Genomic DNA, 14698 nt, shown 5'->3' with positions numbered 1-14698 from the left:
GGCGACAGAAAAAGCCGAAAAAAAGGCGTCGATTCCCTATATTACCCCGCTTTGAAAACATGCTTCCAATGAAACAATCTACGCCACCCATGGAAAACGTTGACCAACTTCAGCCGCCCCTCACCCAACTGACCGAAGACGAGAAGATGCTGCAGGAGGCGGCGGCCGATTTTGCCGAATCCTCCATCCGTCCCCGCGTGGAGGAGATGGACGAAAAAGCGAAGCTGGATCCCGACCTGGTGCAGGAGTTTTTTGAGATGGGCCTTATGGGCATCGAGGTACCCGAGAAGTACCAGGGCGGGGGCGGCACCTTTTTCATGTCCATCGTCGCCATCGAACAGATCTCGCGGGTGGACGCTTCGGCGGGTGTGTTCATGGACGTGCAGAACACCCTGGTCAACAACGCCTTCCTGCGATGGGGCAGCGAGGAGCAGAAAAAGCACTGGCTTCCGAGGCTCTCCAACGAGCAGGTGGGCGCCTACTGCCTGTCGGAGGCCGGCTCCGGGAGCGACGCCTTCGCCCTGAAAACCACGGCCGCCGAGGAGGGCGACGACTACGTGCTGAACGGCGCCAAGATGTGGATCACCAATGCCGCGGAAGCCGACATTTTCCTGGTCTTCGCCACGGTCGATCCCGGTGCGGGCTACAAGGGCATCACCGCCTTTATCGTGGAGCGCGATACGGAGGGCTTTTCGGTTTCCAAGAAGGAGAACAAGCTGGGCATCCGCGCTAGCTCTACCTGTGAAATTCTTCTGGAGGAGTGCAGGGTGCCCAAAGAGAACGTGCTCGGCGAGGTGGGCAAGGGCTACAAGGTGGCCATGGAGACCCTCAACGAGGGCCGCATCGGTATCGGCGCCCAGATGGTGGGCATCGCCCAGGGCGCCCTCGACGCCGCCCTGGCCTACACCCAGGAGCGCGAGCAGTTCGGCCGGGCCATTTCTGATTTCCAGGGCGTGCAGTTCCAGCTGGCAAAAATGGCGGTGGACATTGAGACGGCGCGCCTGCTGGTCTACAACGCTGCCCGCATGAAAGAGAACGGGCAGAACTTTCTCAAGGAGGCGGCCATGGCCAAGTATCACTCCTCCGAGGTAGCCGAGCGCGTGAGCTCGCTGGCGGTAGATCTCTATGGGGGCTACGGCTACGTGAAGGAGTACCCTGTGGAGAAGTTTTACCGCGATTCCAAGATAGGCAAGATCTACGAGGGCACCTCCAACATGCAGCTCAATACCATCGCTAAACTGCTTCTCAAATAGGCGGTACGTATAGGTTTCGCCATGCAAGGGCGCCATGCGGAGTTCCAATAATTGCTGCAGTTATGGAATGATAGCCAAAGGAATGGTTGTTGGCGAGTAGGGTTCGGATCCCGGCAGATTTGTAAAGGGCCGGCCTTAGGGTCTACACAATACGTGCAGCTATCAATAAACCGCCATATCTATGTCATCCGACTATCAGAAAGAGCTTAAAGAACTCAGCAGGGACGAGAAGTCCTACAGGAAACTCAGGGAACTCTTTGAAAAGGAGCAAAAGGCCCGGAAAACCGCACAGACGCGGCTCGATCTGCTCGAAGGTGCCATCCGCAGCGATTACGATTCCATTCTTATTACCGAGCTCAGTTTGGAGGAGCCCGGCCCCCGCATCGTCTACGTGAATGACGGTTTCTGCGAGATGACCGGCTACGACCGCAAGGAGGTCATCGGTAAAACTCCGCGCCTCCTGCAGGGACCCAAGACGGACCGCGCGGTGCTCGACAAGCTCAAGCGCCGGCTCAAAGAGGGCAAGTCCTTTTTTGGACAGACCGTAAACTACCGAAAGGACGGTTCGGAATTCGTCAATCAGTGGGATATCCACCCTCTTGCCGACCGCCAGGGCAATATCACACATTGGGTGTCCTATCAGCACGACATAACCGAGCGCAAGCGCTCCGAGCGCGTGCTCATCGACGCCGAGACAGAATTTGACGACCTGCGCGAGGCCTCCCGAAGCACGGTGCTGGATGTGGATGTTCAAGGCAATATCGTCATGGCCAACAAGGCCTTCCGGGAACTAACAGGGTATACCAAGGACGAGCTGAAGAAGTCCAAGGCCTGGGAACTTTTTCCCGATAAGTTCAACGATTCCCTGAAAAAGCGGTTTGACCGGGACGACCCCTCCATCTTTGAAGGCCAGCAATTCAAGGGCATTGTCCGCCACAAGAGCGGCGTGCCGGTGCAGGTGGAGGGCCGCACCCGCGTACTCGAGCTGGCCGACCAGACCCTCATCCGCGCCACGGTCCAGAACATCTCCCTCCGCAAACGCATTATGGAGACCCTGGACCGCAGGAATGAGGATTTCAGCCGCATCTTCGACCGCGCCTCCGAGTTTATCTACGAGGCCTACCTGGAAGACGGCCGGCCGGTGGTCACCTACCTTTCCGAGGAATTCCCCGAGCTGACGGGTCTTGCACCTGAGAAGATCCTGGGCGAAGGCTGCCTCCGGCAGTACGTTCATGAAGACGATTATGAGAAGGTCTGCCGTTTCCTGAGGAACTCGGTCTCCGGGGGCAGCACCACCTGCCAGTATCGCATACAAAACCGCGGCGGCGAGTATATTCAGGTTATTGATTACTGCAAGGCCTCCGGTGAAAACGGCGGTATCAGGCTTCGGGGAGCGGTCAGCCTCAAGCCGGAGGAAGCCTCGGCCGGAGGGAGTTGAAAGGAATATCCGTCGCCCTGCCGCACTTACACGCCCCCGGAATTCTTTGTACCTTTCGGGGTTAAGGCCCGACATTCCATCCCATGAATGACATACAGGACATACAAGAGGAGATCGTCCGGGAGTTTACAGCCCTCAGCGACTGGACCGAGCGCTACAAGCACATCATCGAGCTCGGCAGGCAGCTGCCCATCCTGGACGAAAAGCACAAGGTGGAGGATAACCTCGTACGCGGCTGCCAGTCGCAGGTATGGCTGCACACCCGGCTGGAGGACGGGAGGGTGATCTTTGAGGCCGACAGCGACGCCGCCATCACCAAGGGTCTCGTGGCGCTGATGGTCCGCTTCTACTCGGGCCGGCGGCCCGAAACCATCATGGGCACCGACCCCGAATTTATTCGCAGGATTGGCATGCAGGAGCACCTTTCCCCCACCCGCTCCAACGGCCTGGCTTCGATGGTCAAGCAGATGAAAATCTACGCCATGGCCTATCGTACCAAGATGGAGAAGGAAGCCGGGGCCTGACCAACGCCCGACTCCACGCGGCACGCCGGTGCCGGCGCTATCGCCATTTGATAAAGTCCGCGCCAATCGCTAAATCTAGGAAGGGAACCGCACGTCTCGATGCAGGTACGGCGTTCGATTCCGGAAGCCAGCTAACCGGCAACTCCAAAAAGGATGGATATGGCAGACCGAAGAACTTTTCTCAAACAGGCGGGAGCGGCAACCGGGGCCCTGCTTACCGGCGCCGGGCTGTGGGACACCGGCCGCGCGCGGGAACTGCGGCAGGAACTCTCCGGCTACGGCGGCACGCCGCGCGAGGCCGCGGCCGACGAGACGCTTTGGCATGAGGTGCAGCAGGCCTTTACGGTGGACCGCAGCATGATCAACCTGAATAACGGGGGTGTAAGCCCGGCCCCTTCCATCGTGCAGGAGGCCATGAAGCGCGATCTGGACTACTCCAACGAGGCGCCGGTTTACACCATGTGGGACATCCTGGAGCCCCAGCGAGAGGGGGTGCGCCAGCGGCTGGCACGGGCCTTCGGCTGCGAAGCCGGGGAGATCGCACAGACCCGCAACGCCTCAGAAGGCCTGCAGATCTGCCAGTTCGGCTTTGACCTGCAGGAGGGTGACGAGGTGCTCACGACCGACCAGGACTATCCCCGCATGATCACCACCTTCAAACAGCGGGAGCGTCGCGAGGGAATCCGGCTGCGTCAGTTCAGCATTCCCGTTCCGGCCGAGGACGACGAGGAGATCGTGCGGCGTTTCGAGCGCAACATCACCCCGGATACTAGGCTCATCCTCCTATGCCACGTCATCAATCTGACCGGGCAGATCCTGCCGGTCAAGAAGGTGGTGGAGATGGCGCGCGGCTACGACATTCCCGTGATTGTGGACGGGGCCCATGCTTTTGCCCATATGGACTTCACGCTGGAAGACCTGGGCTGCGACTATTATGCCACCAGCCTCCACAAGTGGTTGCTGGCGCCCCACGGTACCGGCATGCTCTACGTACGCAGGGAGAGGGTCGCCGACCTCTGGCCGCTGATGGCGGCGCCCGACACCATGGATGATGACATCCGCAAATTCGAGGAGATCGGTACCCACCCGGCCGCCAACTACCTGGGCACCGGCGAGGCTCTCACCTTCCACCAGACCATCGGGCCCGCGCGCAAGGAGGCGCGCCTGCGCTACCTGACCGACTACTGGATGAACGCCCTGGAAGACCACGACCGCATCCGTTTCCATACCAGCCGCGATCCGAAATACTACTGCGCCCTGGCCAACGTGGAGATCGACGGCATTCCGCCCGGGCAGCTTCGCAATCACCTGTGGCGCAACTACCGCATCCTCTCCACGCCCATAAGCCATGAGCAGTTCCAGGGCATACGGGTCACGCCCAATGTCTATACCACCCTGGAAGAGCTGGATCGGTTTGTGGACCATATGCTTGCGGCGGCCAACCACGGGCTTCCGGGGGGTGGGCCATGAGGCGCTGGCACTATGTGGTGGGATTCCTTCTGCTCGGTGCGTTGCTGTGGCTGCTGCTGATCAAGCTGCCCGGACAGGGCGAACCGCGCGTCGGAGAGGCCACTCCCAAAACCGTAGTGGAGACCGACCGGGCGCCTGAAGCCATCGGCCCCTATTCGCAGGGCGTTATCGCGGGCAACACACTCTACCTGGCCGGGCAGATCGGCCTGGTTCCGGAGACGGGCGAGCTGGCCGGCGAAGGCATGGAGGCCCAGGCGCGCCAGGTTTTCCGAAATCTGCAGGCGGTATGCGAAGCGGGGGGCTTCGGCTTTGAAGACGTGGTGTCGGTGGAGGTCTACCTGGCCGACATGGGCCACTACGAGGCCTTTAACAAGATTTATGCGGAGTACTTCGAGGGCTATCGTCCGGCGCGTGCCGTCACGGAGGTATCGCGCATACCGCGAGACGCCCTCCTGGAGATCAAGATGACCGCCGTAAAATAGAAAAGGCGTTTCGCCGGCCGGCGAAACGCCTCTGTGAAGATTTTCCGTATACTAGATTGGAATGACTTCCTGCGCCTGAAGACCTTTTTCGCCTTCAGCCACTGTGAATTCCACTTCCTGGCCTTCCTCCAGTTTCTTGTATCCTTCCATCTGGACCTCGCTGAAGTGAACGAAAATATCCTCGCCTTCCTCGCGCGTGATGAACCCATACCCTTTACCGTTGTGGAACCACTTGACGGTTCCGACTTCTCGTTCTGCCATTGTCTTGGTCTCCAATTTTGACTTCCTGTGCTACTTAAAGTGCCGGGAACACTCCCTGAGTGGTTTTCAGGGCATCCGAACGCTTAATTATAGTATATTTTTTTTGGATTACCTACTATACAAGCCCTTACGGGGGGTGCGGCCGTTCACAGTACTAATTGTCTCCTTTAGTCTCGCACGATTGTTCATACGATGCAACCCTAAACCAATTTCTCCTTAACATGGAAAAATATATGTTGATACTGTTTGAAGACCAGAGCATCTACGAGGAGTACTCGCCGGAAGAGATGCAGAAGGAGATCGAGGTGCACCAGCGCTGGATCGAAGGAGCTGGTCAGTGGCTACTATTTCCTCATGGCCGATAGCCTGGATCAGGCCGCCGAACTGGCCCGGGGATGCCCGGTGCTGCGGCATACTCACAACGGCTTCAACCGACGCTTCCTTGAGCGCAAGCTCTCGGAGGTGTCTTGACAGACGCCTGCGCCCTCACGCCCTTTCTGCCATTTAAATTTGCAACTTTGGTAAATTTCGCCAATCATGCATTTTGCAAATTGCAAATAGGGGTCTTCTCCATGAAGGAACACAAAGGCATGCGTCCCCAGGACGTCATTGTGATGCTGAAGATGATATCTTTTAGCGGACGCGACTGGTATTTCAAAGACATCGCCCGGGAGATTCAGCTCAGCAATTCCGAGGTGAGCGAGTCGGTCTACCGATCCATGCAGGCGGGGCTGATCGAGAAGAACAAGCGAGAGGTGGCGCGCGACCGGCTGCTGGAGTTCCTGGTCTACGGGCTTCGCTACGTCTATCCGGTGGAGCCGGGTCGCCTCACCCGCGGCATGCCCACGGCGCACTCGTGCGAGCTGCTCAAGGACGAGTTCGTACTGGATCTCCCCTACGTATGGCCGGGGGGCAGCGCAGGCGTCAAGGGGGCTTCGGTAAATCCACTCTATCACACCGTGCCTCGGGCCTGCGAGCAGGACCCGCGCCTCTACAACCTGCTGGCCCTGACCGACGCTATCCGGGTGGGCAACCCGCAGGAGAAAAAACCCGTGGTCGAAAAGCTGGCCAGCGAAACGTACAGCAATGCCTGAAGCGATTCGCCGCGGACCGTCTCGCTCCACCGGCGGTCACGGCCTGTCGCGGTTCTCCCGCGGTAGCGCTTCATCAGCGCCTTGAAGTCCGGATCGTCCCGGAGCTCCTCCAGCTGCGCCATGCTCTCCAGGTAGGCGGGCGGAACTCCTGACTGCAGAAGCTCTTCCAGGTTCTCCATGGCGTGTTCCCGCTCGCCCAGCGCATGGTGGGCCATCGCCCGGAATAGCCGGGCACCGAGCGTGCCCGAGGATGCCCTCGGCCACCTCCAGGGAAAGCAGTGCCCGCCGGGCTTTTCCCCGGCGCAGGGCCTCTCGCGGAACGTAGAAGGAAGCTTTCACGTAGGCCAGCTCCAGCTTCACGCGGGCGGCCCGGGCGCCATAGGCATCGGTACTGTCCTCCGCCTCTGCCTGAAGCTCCTTCACATCGAGGCGCCGCAGCAACGCACCGGCGCTGGGCAGTGTTTCCATTTCTTTCCAAAAGACCTTCCAGCAGGCCGGAGGCCCGGACGTTGTAGTCGCGGTAGCTACCTATGAGCTCGCCGATGCGGTCGCGAAGGCGCCGGAAGTCCCGCGATCTCTCCAGGCGGCGGTAGCGGTCACGCACCGTGTCCGGATGCTCCACCAGTCCCTCGAAGGAGCGCATCAGGTCCTGCAGGCCCTTGACTCCCGGATGTCGGGCGAGGCCCGGATCTGCCGCAGGCTGGAGGCGTAGTAACGGCGCACAAAAGCGGTGTCGGTTTCTATGCTTCCAGTCCTCATGGCCTGCAGGTGCATCCAGCGCAGGGCGTCGTCGTACAGGCGCTGCCGGTTGGGCCAGGGCGTGGGGACCCGGGCAGAACCATCTTGTGGTTGAAGGTGAGCAGCTCCCAGGTGCGTTTCCAGCTCCACCATCTCCAGGTAGTTGAAATCGTGGAAGCCGCCGCCCCCGTAGAAGGCGAAGGGCTTGCCCTCCATCTGAACCTGGGCTGCCGGCACCATTCCATGGGCGGTGCCCCGCCCCAACCCCGATCACCCCCGCCACGTTGCGGGGTATCTCGGTAGGCATACAGACCAGGAGAGGCGGGCGGTGCCCTGAAAACCCGACCAGGGTAGTAGCGGCGGGCGTCCACCGACCAGGTGGCCGCCGCGTCAGCCAGCATGGCGTTAAGGGCCTGTACGTTGGGCTCGTCGGGACCGTCGCTCATGGTATTCCGACAGCTGACCATGATGTAGCCCAGGGAGTCGGCCACGGGACGGAAGCGCTGCAGGGGTACCAGGGCACGGCCCCTCGGGTCCATGAGGAAGAGCACCGGCCAGCTGCGATCCGGCCGGTAGCCGGAGGGCAGGAAAATGGCGTGGGCCTGGGGAGGGATCGGCGTCGCTCAGCAGGCTGTCCCCGACACCACCCCGGGCCCCGCCCGGGAAGGCCGGGCGTGCGCGGGCACCTGCGCCAGAGCATGCCAGGACCAGCAGGAGCAGGGCTGGCCCGGAATAGTACAGGCAGGAAAGACGGGTCTTCGTGATCATGGGAGGTTATGATTTCCGCGATTTTGCGCCGGCGCCGGCGGATTCTAGGGGAACGCATTTTCCCTTTTCTGAGCGGGGTCTCCGGCGCGGCAGCGTATACGGCTCCGGTCCGGAAACCAGTCGGGCCTTGGAGGTCCCAGGTGTCGATTCAGGTCCCTGGCATCTCTCCGCACGGGCGCGTCTTTGGCTACCTTGGTAGCCACCATCCCAACGCATACAGCACCCGGCCATGACTCGTTATCGTCATCTCCTGAAGCGGGGCTCTCTCCGCGCCCTCTCCATGCTGCCTGTTCTCCTTCTTCTGCTCCTTCTGGGAAGCGTCGTGTGATCCCGCCCGGGCGCAGAAAGACGCGGGAGACTGATCACCGGGAGAGCGTGGAGGCCTACCGGAAGGGCGACACCGAGGCTTTCTACCGGGCGTCCGGACGGGCCGACTCCCTGCGGCCCTGGCACCCCGTGCTGAGCTATAACCTGGCCGCCGCCCTGGCTCTGCGCGGCGAGCATGGCCGCGCCCTGGAAACGCTGGCCGCCCGCAGCCGCCTCTATGCCGACTCCGCTTTTGCGGAAGATCCGGATTTCGCCGGGCTGCGGGAACATCCGGCCTACCGCAATCTCCTCGCTGCGGTAAGGGCACAAAATAGAACCCTGCAGTCCAGCCGGCCCTACGCGACCCTGGGGGAGGAGCAATTCCATGCGGAAGCCCTGGCCTGGTCGCCTCTTGACGGGGCATTCCTGGCGGGGGACATTCGGCGGGGACGCGTGGTGGCTTTCGACAGCCTCGGACAGACGCTGCGGGAGGTCGTCCGCCTAGAGGAATACGGCTTCTGGTCGGCCTTTGCCCTGGAGGTTGATCCACGAGATACCACACGGCTCTGGGTGGCGACATCGGCCGTGTCTGAATTCGCCGGCTGGAACGACTCGCTTGAGGGCCGTTCCGCACTCCTGGAAGTGGACCTGCGGAAGGGGGAGGTGACCGCCGTCCATGAGCTGCCCGGGAGGCACCATTCGGCGACCTGGAGATCGGCGTGGACGGCACCGTCTTCCTTTCCGACGGCCGGCAGCCCGTCATATGGCGCCTTTTACCGGGGGATGCCGGACTGGATACCCTGGTTCGCCACGAGGAATTCGGCAACCTGCAGGGTCTGGCCCTGGACGGGCGAACCGGCACGCTCTATGCAGCCGACTACTTGACGGGAATCTATCGCCTGCGGGCGGCGGAGGGGAGTGCTCCGGAGCCCCTGTTCCCGGGGGAACATTACCTTCTCAAGGGCACCGACGGCCCGGCCTGGCATGAGGGCAGGCTCTACACCATCCAGAACGGCACCCATCCCATGCGCATGTCGGAAGTGGATCCCGGCGCCGGAACGGCCGTGGAAGGCATCCGGGTGGCACTGGACCGGGCCCTGGAATCCTACGGGGAGCCAACCACAGGCATTGTTCATCAAAAGAGTGTATACTACATTGTTAACAGTCCCTGGGGGTACTACGGGGACGATCGCCGTCCCCATGAGGATGGCTGGCCCCCGGCCCGTATTCACCGCTACGACATCCGATGAGCATGGACATGCTCCATATCAATTCCCGGCGCAATCGCCTGCTGATCAGTCTCCTGCTGGCGCTGCCCTCCTACAGCCTGCTCTTTCTCATCCGGGGCTATGAGTTCGAGGGCATGACCCTGTACGCGCACGCAGAGTACTCGTTGATGGTCTCGCACCCTGGCACTGCTCTTCGGATTCCACCAGTCCCAGTCCCGTGACCTGGACCGCCGGCTCCCCTGGAAAAGAAGGCCGCGCACGCGGCTGGGACTGGAGCTGGCGCTCACCGTTGCGGTCACCCCCCTGGTGGTCATTCCCCTTTGCTTACCTGCTCTACCGGGTGGTGTGGGGGATGGAGGTGTGGTGGCCCGGGGTCATCGAATACACGCTTTTTGCGATTCTTTTCTCGCTGCTGCAGGCGGTTTTCGTGAACGCAGGCACCCTGGTGGCGGGTTGGAAGGAATCGATCCTTCGCAGCCAGGCGCTGGAGAAGGAGAACGTGAAGGCCAAACTGGGCATGCTGCGTTCCCAGGTAAGATCCCCTATTTCCTGTTCAACAACTTTAACGTGCTCAACGCGCTTATTGACGAGGATCCCGAGCTGGCCCAGCGCTACCTGGAGAAGCTGGGTGTCATTTACCGCTATGTTCTGAACACCCGCCAGGAGGAGGTGATCCGGCTGGAGGACGAGCTCAGTTTCATACGGGATTATCTTTTTCTGCTGGGCATACGTTATGAGGAGCAGCTCGAATGCAGTATTGAGGAGAGCGGGACCGGGGGCTATTCCGACTACCGCCGGCCACCCTTCAGATCCTGGTGGAGAACGCCATCCGCCATAACAAGCTCTCCCTGCAGGAACCCCTGCACATCCCGGCTTTACTGTGGAGAGGGCGAATACTTCGGTGGTGGAGAACACGCTGCGACCCAAGAATGGGAAAACCGGTGGCGTGGGATTCGGACTGAATAACATACGGCAGCGCTATACCTTCCTGACCCACCGGCCTGTTATGATCGAAAAGGAGAATGGCACTTTTACCGTACGCGTACCACTGCTAACCTACTGAGACCATGCGTATTCTGATCTGTGAAGACGAGGCTCCCGCGCAGCGCCAGCTGAGAAATATCGTGGAAGAACTCGAGCCCTCTGCAGACGTTATAGCTGCCGTGGAAACGGGCCGGGAGGCCGGCCGGAATCATCCGCCGGGATAACCCCGACCTGATCTTCATGGACATTGAGCTCTCCTGACGGCTCCTGCTCCCAGCACGCCTGCAGGTACCTGGAGCACAACGTCAGCCCATTATCTTCACTACCGCCTACGACGAATACGCCCTGAAGGCTTTTGAGATGAACAGCGTGGATTACCTGGTCAAGCCCCTATCCCGGGACAAGGTGGAGGGATCCCTGGCCAAGCTGCGCCGCATGCAGGCTTCCACGATCGAGACCCGGCCGTTTATCTTCTCCAAAAATCTTCTCAACCAGACCCGGTACAAAAACGCCGTTTCCTGGTGAAGCTGGGCCAGCGCCTGCTTCCCGTCAACGACCGGGAAGTGGCCTACTTCCAGGCCAGCGACAAGCTGGTCATGCTGGTAACCCACGAAGGCAGAAAATACGTGGTGGACTATACCCTCACGGAGCTGGAGGGTCTGCTCGACCCGCGGCAGTTTTTCCGGCTGAACCGGCAGTTTATCGCCAGCCTCGACGCCATCAGCGAGCTGGAGTCCTATTTCAAGGGACAGGTCACCGTCAACCTGGTGCCGGATCCCGACGGGGAAGACCAGGTGGTGATAAGCCGCAGACGCACACCTGAGCTCAAGTCCTGGCTGGGCCAGGATTAGACGGGCGGGAACAGGTGGAAGGAGGCGAAACGGCATGGCGCAGGTGGCTGCCGTTGCCTGCCTTTCAGTGATTCTGCACCATTTCCAGGATCTCCTCGTTGGAGTCGACCCAGGGTTGCTGATCCAGCGGTGACCCTGCATGTAGACGCTCAGCAGCTCCGCGAATCGGCGCGGATTGCCCTCAGGATCCCGGTAGCGGTTGATTTTAACCCAACCACGTTCCCCATTCGGCCGCCAGGCCGCCTCCCCGGTATGGTTCCACACCGTTCTTCGCCGCCCAAAACCGCACGGCTTCGGGCGCCGACAGCAGGGAGAGGGTCCCATTGTCGGTACCCCCGTAGGGAAGGATCTCGTCCGCCGTACCCTGGATAAAGCGCATGGCCACCGGCTCCCGGGGGAGCAGCTCTGAGAAGGGCACCGACATGTTGGCCGACCACCACGATACCCGGAAGCGGTCGCTGGCCTCGCAGGCCAGCCGGCTGGCAAAAGTCCCCCCTGCGAAAAGCCCACCCCGTAGATTCGCTTGTCGTCCACCGCTTCATTGCGGGTCATGGCCACGATCATCTTCTCTACAAAGGCCATATCCTTGATCCCGAGACGGTCGGCGTTGTTGCAGCCGCAGCCTTCCAGCCCAGTTGCCGACTTCGGCGTCGGGGTAGGCCACGACCAGGCCGTGTTCTTCGGCCAGGCGGTTGAAGTGAATACCCTGGCTCATGCCCTTGCCGCTGCCGTGGGCCCCGTGAAACATCATCACCAGGGGCATGGGGTCTTCCGGTGGGCTCCCGGGAGGATACCCAGGAGGTGCGTGTGGTGCCGTCCACCACCACCGAGTGGCGGACCAGCCCGTCGTCGGGCGCACGGCCGCTCCCCTCCCCGCCGCTGTCGTTTCCACCCAGCAGCTTGCAGGAGGAGAAGGAGAGAAGGGACAGCAGCAGGATACCGAGAAGGGGACGTGTCATGGAGGTCCGGTCTGGAGTTGAGTTGGTAAGTCAGATGGGTTACCGCTCGACGGAGCATGCCCGAATTCCTGCATGCATGCAGGAATTTGAGAGCGAGACCCGAGACGGCCGGGATGAACAGGCACATGACAGGGATGAAGGGCGTGACGCGCATCGCCTTCAACCTGCTCTGCATCTCTTCCCGCGATTGCTTTTATTTAGCTTCGCAGTAAAACCTCCTATCGCAAAGCTTATGTTTGGCCACACCAGAACGATCGTTCGTGCAGCCGTGCTGCTGGCACTGCTGCCCCGGGCAATTTTTGGTCAGTCCGCAGAAACCGTGAAGAATCCCATACCCCGGCTCAGCGGGCCGGCGACCATCGAACGGAAAAATCGAAGAGGACGCCTGGCGCCGCATCAATCCCTCCCCTGGTCATGTTCGAGCCGGTTTACCGCGGCGAGATGTCCGACAAGACCCTTATCCGCGTGGCCTACGACAACCATAACCTCTATGTGGCCGGAGAACTCTATACCTCGAATCCCTCCGACATCCGCGTGAATACCCTCTCCCGTGACGGATACAGCGAGGACGACATCTTTGCGCTGGTGGTGGATCCGTTCAACGACAACGAAAACGCCCTCTGGTTTATCACCAATCCCGCCGGGGTGCGTGTCGACATGGCCATCTCCAACGACGCGGACTTCTCCTCGGGCAGGCCCATGAACGATACCTGGAACACCCACTGGGAAGTGGAGACCACCCGCACCCCCGAGGGATGGTTTGCCGAGATGCGCATACCCTTCTCCAGCATCGGCCTGCAGGTGCGCGACGGGAGGGCCGAGATTGGCTTCATCACTTACCGATACCTCTCAAAAGGCGTGCGCCGCCATATCTATCCTCCCATCCCGCCTGAATGGGCACTGGCTTTCGCCAAACCCTCCCAGGCCCGCGACGTGGTGCTGGAAGGCGTGGAGAGCCGCCGTCCCCTTTACCTGAAGCCTGACCCGTGGGCGGTGTGGAGCGCCAGTCTGAACTGAACGCCACCTCCGACGCGTGGGAGGCCTCCAACGACGTTACCCGGGAGGCGGGCTTCGACGTGAAGTATAACCTGAGCTCCAACCTCACGCTGGACGCCACCTTCAACACCGATTTTGCCCAGGTGGAGGCCGACAACCAGCAGGTCAATCTCACCCGCTTTCCCCTCTTTTTTCCTGAGAAGCGCCAGTTTTTCCAGGAGCGCGCCTCCATTTTCAGCTTCGACCTGGGAGGCAGGGACCAGCTCTTTTTCAGCCGGCGCATCGGACTGGATGCCGGGGGGCGTCCCATCCGCATCTGGGGCGGAGGCCGCCTCACCGGGCGCACGGGAATGGACCTGGGTCTTATCAACATGCAAACGGCCGACAGCGAGAACCTGCCCTCGGAGAGCTTCGTGCGCGTCGCGCCTCAAGCGCAGGGTGTTCAACGAAAATTCCTACCTGGGCGGCATGCTCACAAGCCGCCTCTCCGAGGCCGGGCACAACGTGGCTTACGGCATAGACGGACTGGTGAGGGTGACCGGCAACGACTACGCCACGATCCAGATGCCGCGCAGAGCGTTTTACGACGGGCTGACCGGGCGGACAGCGGGGCGACCCGGCGACACCGGTTTCCTGCGGGTGGACTCGTCCAACCGGCGCAGCGATGGTTTCTTCTATTCGGTCCTCCTTCGCCCGGTCCGGGCGCAATTTCGATCCGGGGGTGGGCTTTGTGAGGCGAAGGGATTTCACCTCGGGCGGATTTTCGGCCAATTTCGCCCGCCTGTTGGAGCAGGGTGAGGGCCTCCGGCGCTGGCAGGCGGGTCTCTCGGGATCGTCCTACTACCGCAATCCCGACGGGAGCCTGGAGACAGGCAGCCTGGAGCTTTCGGGCCGGCTGTCCATGATGTCGGGGGCGGAGCTACTCAACCTGGAGGGTGTTAAAGATCTTCTGCGGGATGTCTCCTTCCTGCCGGGCACCGAGGTATCTGCCGGGGAGTATCGTTTTCTGGACGGGCAGGCACGCTACCAGATGGCACCTGACCGGCTGCTGCGCGCCAACCTGTCGGTCAACGCGGGTTCCTTTTACGACGGGCATCGCTCGGGCGTATCGGTTGAACCGGTCTGGAATGCATCGATTGAGCACCTTGAGCTGGGCCGCACCTGCGCCTCGCCATAGCCGCCCTGCGCTTTCCGGACCGGGGACAGTCCTATGACGCCCATATTGTACGGCTGCGCACCGAGGCCGCAGCGAACCGCCGGCTGTCGGCCAGCGCCTTCGTGCAGTAGCAGCAGGGCGGTGGCCGAGCTGGTGGCCGCCAACCTCAGGGCGCGCTGCAACATTTCG

The 14698-nt window shown here is 61.3% G+C and carries 24 protein-coding genes; 17 read left to right on the top strand and 7 right to left on the bottom strand.

The genetic code is table 11. The features are described from left to right. The first annotated feature begins 89 nt into the window (after positions 1-89). The 5 genes from U5K31_07025 to U5K31_07005 all read left to right on the top strand — a co-directional run bounded on the left by U5K31_07025 (position 90) and on the right by U5K31_07005 (position 5167). On the top strand, positions 90-1253 hold the full coding sequence (locus U5K31_07025; protein MDZ7772474.1) for an acyl-CoA dehydrogenase: 1164 nt from the start codon (positions 90-92) through the stop codon (positions 1251-1253). A gap of 181 nt (positions 1254-1434) precedes the next feature. Continuing rightward, positions 1435-2691 (top strand): PAS domain S-box protein, encoded by a 1257-nt coding sequence (locus U5K31_07020; protein MDZ7772473.1) that lies wholly within the window; start codon positions 1435-1437, stop codon positions 2689-2691. 83 nt (positions 2692-2774) lie between these two features. Next, positions 2775-3215, top strand: coding sequence for a SufE family protein (locus U5K31_07015; protein MDZ7772472.1), 441 nt, complete (start codon positions 2775-2777; stop codon positions 3213-3215). 159 nt (positions 3216-3374) lie between these two features. Next, a complete protein-coding gene (locus tag U5K31_07010; GenBank protein MDZ7772471.1) occupies positions 3375-4685 on the top strand; it encodes an aminotransferase class V-fold PLP-dependent enzyme in 1311 nt (436 codons plus the stop codon). Next, complete coding sequence (locus U5K31_07005; protein MDZ7772470.1) at positions 4682-5167, top strand: Rid family detoxifying hydrolase; 486 nt, start codon at positions 4682-4684, stop codon at positions 5165-5167. The genes U5K31_07010 and U5K31_07005 overlap by 4 nt, the downstream gene beginning before the upstream one ends. A gap of 51 nt (positions 5168-5218) precedes the next feature. On the opposite strand, the gene U5K31_07000 is transcribed toward U5K31_07005, so the two are convergent. Continuing rightward, a complete protein-coding gene (locus tag U5K31_07000) occupies positions 5219-5428 on the bottom strand; it encodes a cold-shock protein (GenBank protein ID MDZ7772469.1) in 210 nt (69 codons plus the stop codon). Positions 5429-5649: 221 nt separating this feature from the next. Here U5K31_07000 and U5K31_06995 point away from each other — a divergent pair, with 221 nt between their 5' ends. Both U5K31_06995 and U5K31_06990 read left to right on the top strand, forming a co-directional pair. Continuing rightward, entirely contained in the window at positions 5650-5793 is a 144-nt protein-coding gene (locus U5K31_06995; GenBank protein MDZ7772468.1) for a hypothetical protein, read from the top strand. Between the two features lie 207 nt (positions 5794-6000). Continuing rightward, on the top strand, positions 6001-6522 hold the full coding sequence (locus tag U5K31_06990) for a hypothetical protein (protein ID MDZ7772467.1): 522 nt from the start codon (positions 6001-6003) through the stop codon (positions 6520-6522). A 36-nt stretch (positions 6523-6558) separates the two neighbouring features. Here the strand turns inward: U5K31_06990 and U5K31_06985 are convergent, their stop codons facing one another. Further along, positions 6559-6990: a hypothetical protein gene (locus U5K31_06985; protein MDZ7772466.1), complete on the bottom strand. Its 432-nt coding sequence runs from the start codon at positions 6988-6990 to the stop codon at positions 6559-6561. A 174-nt stretch (positions 6991-7164) separates the two neighbouring features. Beyond that, positions 7165-7500, bottom strand: coding sequence for a hypothetical protein (locus U5K31_06980; GenBank protein ID MDZ7772465.1), 336 nt, complete (start codon positions 7498-7500; stop codon positions 7165-7167). Between the two features lie 852 nt (positions 7501-8352). On the opposite strand from U5K31_06980, the gene U5K31_06975 reads away from it, so the two are divergent. Both U5K31_06975 and U5K31_06970 read left to right on the top strand, forming a co-directional pair. Beyond that, entirely contained in the window at positions 8353-9219 is an 867-nt protein-coding gene (locus U5K31_06975; GenBank protein ID MDZ7772464.1) for a hypothetical protein, read from the top strand. Then, a complete protein-coding gene (locus U5K31_06970; protein ID MDZ7772463.1) occupies positions 9216-9584 on the top strand; it encodes a hypothetical protein in 369 nt (122 codons plus the stop codon). Before U5K31_06975 ends, U5K31_06970 begins: the two co-directional genes overlap by 4 nt. Here U5K31_06970 and U5K31_06965 read toward each other — a convergent pair. Next, positions 9569-9877 (bottom strand): hypothetical protein, encoded by a 309-nt coding sequence (locus U5K31_06965; protein ID MDZ7772462.1) that lies wholly within the window; start codon positions 9875-9877, stop codon positions 9569-9571. The genes U5K31_06970 and U5K31_06965 overlap by 16 nt on opposite strands. 19 nt (positions 9878-9896) lie before the next feature. Further along, positions 9897-10082 (bottom strand): hypothetical protein, encoded by a 186-nt coding sequence (locus tag U5K31_06960; protein MDZ7772461.1) that lies wholly within the window; start codon positions 10080-10082, stop codon positions 9897-9899. Between U5K31_06960 and U5K31_06955 the strand changes: the two genes are divergently transcribed. From U5K31_06955 to U5K31_06940, 4 genes are all read left to right on the top strand, one after another. Then, positions 10017-10529, top strand: a complete 513-nt coding sequence (locus tag U5K31_06955) for a histidine kinase (protein MDZ7772460.1) — start codon at positions 10017-10019, stop codon at positions 10527-10529. The two genes, U5K31_06960 and U5K31_06955, sit on opposite strands and share 66 nt — an antisense overlap. 101 nt (positions 10530-10630) lie before the next feature. Continuing rightward, positions 10631-10771: a response regulator gene (locus U5K31_06950; protein MDZ7772459.1), complete on the top strand. Its 141-nt coding sequence runs from the start codon at positions 10631-10633 to the stop codon at positions 10769-10771. Between the two features lie 136 nt (positions 10772-10907). Next, positions 10908-11072 (top strand): hypothetical protein, encoded by a 165-nt coding sequence (locus tag U5K31_06945; protein MDZ7772458.1) that lies wholly within the window; start codon positions 10908-10910, stop codon positions 11070-11072. Further along, entirely contained in the window at positions 11069-11398 is a 330-nt protein-coding gene (locus U5K31_06940) for a LytTR family DNA-binding domain-containing protein (GenBank protein MDZ7772457.1), read from the top strand. The genes U5K31_06945 and U5K31_06940 overlap by 4 nt, the downstream gene beginning before the upstream one ends. 205 nt (positions 11399-11603) lie before the next feature. Here U5K31_06940 and U5K31_06935 read toward each other — a convergent pair whose 3' ends face one another. Then, complete coding sequence (locus U5K31_06935) at positions 11604-11816, bottom strand: hypothetical protein (GenBank protein MDZ7772456.1); 213 nt, start codon at positions 11814-11816, stop codon at positions 11604-11606. Between the two features lie 120 nt (positions 11817-11936). Next, a complete protein-coding gene (locus U5K31_06930) occupies positions 11937-12257 on the bottom strand; it encodes a PHB depolymerase family esterase (GenBank protein ID MDZ7772455.1) in 321 nt (106 codons plus the stop codon). Between U5K31_06930 and U5K31_06925 the strand changes: the two genes are divergently transcribed. The 4 genes from U5K31_06925 to U5K31_06910 all read left to right on the top strand — a co-directional run bounded on the left by U5K31_06925 (position 12229) and on the right by U5K31_06910 (position 14530). Then, on the top strand, positions 12229-12378 hold the full coding sequence (locus tag U5K31_06925) for a hypothetical protein (GenBank protein ID MDZ7772454.1): 150 nt from the start codon (positions 12229-12231) through the stop codon (positions 12376-12378). The two genes, U5K31_06930 and U5K31_06925, sit on opposite strands and share 29 nt — an antisense overlap. 393 nt (positions 12379-12771) lie before the next feature. After that, complete coding sequence (locus tag U5K31_06920) at positions 12772-13374, top strand: carbohydrate binding family 9 domain-containing protein (protein ID MDZ7772453.1); 603 nt, start codon at positions 12772-12774, stop codon at positions 13372-13374. Next, a complete protein-coding gene (locus U5K31_06915; protein ID MDZ7772452.1) occupies positions 13344-14087 on the top strand; it encodes a DUF5916 domain-containing protein in 744 nt (247 codons plus the stop codon). The genes U5K31_06920 and U5K31_06915 overlap by 31 nt, the downstream gene beginning before the upstream one ends. Then, entirely contained in the window at positions 14084-14530 is a 447-nt protein-coding gene (locus U5K31_06910) for a hypothetical protein (GenBank protein ID MDZ7772451.1), read from the top strand. Before U5K31_06915 ends, U5K31_06910 begins: the two co-directional genes overlap by 4 nt. The last annotated feature ends 168 nt before the right edge of the window (positions 14531-14698 follow it).

Source organism: Balneolaceae bacterium (assembly GCA_034521445.1).
Classification (GTDB): domain Bacteria; phylum Bacteroidota; class Rhodothermia; order Balneolales; family Balneolaceae; genus JAXHMM01.
The sequence above is the reverse complement of the archived record's forward strand: the minus strand, read 5'-3'. Positions and strand labels throughout refer to the sequence as shown.

What these genes read in the sequence shown, in the direction of transcription:
- U5K31_06995 (MDZ7772468.1), top strand. Translation starts at nt 5,650, where the DNA reads ATGGAAAAATATATGTTGATACTGTTTGAAGACCAGAGCATCTACGAG.
- U5K31_06945 (MDZ7772458.1), top strand. Translation starts at nt 10,908, where the DNA reads ATGAACAGCGTGGATTACCTGGTCAAGCCCCTATCCCGGGACAAGGTG.
- U5K31_06950 (MDZ7772459.1), top strand. Translation starts at nt 10,631, where the DNA reads ATGCGTATTCTGATCTGTGAAGACGAGGCTCCCGCGCAGCGCCAGCTG.
- U5K31_07010 (MDZ7772471.1), top strand. Translation starts at nt 3,375, where the DNA reads ATGGCAGACCGAAGAACTTTTCTCAAACAGGCGGGAGCGGCAACCGGG.
- U5K31_07015 (MDZ7772472.1), top strand. Translation starts at nt 2,775, where the DNA reads ATGAATGACATACAGGACATACAAGAGGAGATCGTCCGGGAGTTTACA.
- U5K31_07025 (MDZ7772474.1), top strand. Translation starts at nt 90, where the DNA reads ATGGAAAACGTTGACCAACTTCAGCCGCCCCTCACCCAACTGACCGAA.
- U5K31_06960 (MDZ7772461.1), bottom strand. Translation starts at nt 10,082, where the DNA reads ATGCCCAGTTTGGCCTTCACGTTCTCCTTCTCCAGCGCCTGGCTGCGA.
- U5K31_06980 (MDZ7772465.1), bottom strand. Translation starts at nt 7,500, where the DNA reads ATGGTGCCGGCAGCCCAGGTTCAGATGGAGGGCAAGCCCTTCGCCTTC.
- U5K31_06920 (MDZ7772453.1), top strand. Translation starts at nt 12,772, where the DNA reads ATGTTCGAGCCGGTTTACCGCGGCGAGATGTCCGACAAGACCCTTATC.
- U5K31_07000 (MDZ7772469.1), bottom strand. Translation starts at nt 5,428, where the DNA reads ATGGCAGAACGAGAAGTCGGAACCGTCAAGTGGTTCCACAACGGTAAA.
- U5K31_06990 (MDZ7772467.1), top strand. Translation starts at nt 6,001, where the DNA reads ATGAAGGAACACAAAGGCATGCGTCCCCAGGACGTCATTGTGATGCTG.
- U5K31_07005 (MDZ7772470.1), top strand. Translation starts at nt 4,682, where the DNA reads ATGAGGCGCTGGCACTATGTGGTGGGATTCCTTCTGCTCGGTGCGTTG.
- U5K31_07020 (MDZ7772473.1), top strand. Translation starts at nt 1,435, where the DNA reads ATGTCATCCGACTATCAGAAAGAGCTTAAAGAACTCAGCAGGGACGAG.
- U5K31_06985 (MDZ7772466.1), bottom strand. Translation starts at nt 6,990, where the DNA reads ATGGAAACACTGCCCAGCGCCGGTGCGTTGCTGCGGCGCCTCGATGTG.
- U5K31_06965 (MDZ7772462.1), bottom strand. Translation starts at nt 9,877, where the DNA reads ATGACCACCAGGGGGGTGACCGCAACGGTGAGCGCCAGCTCCAGTCCC.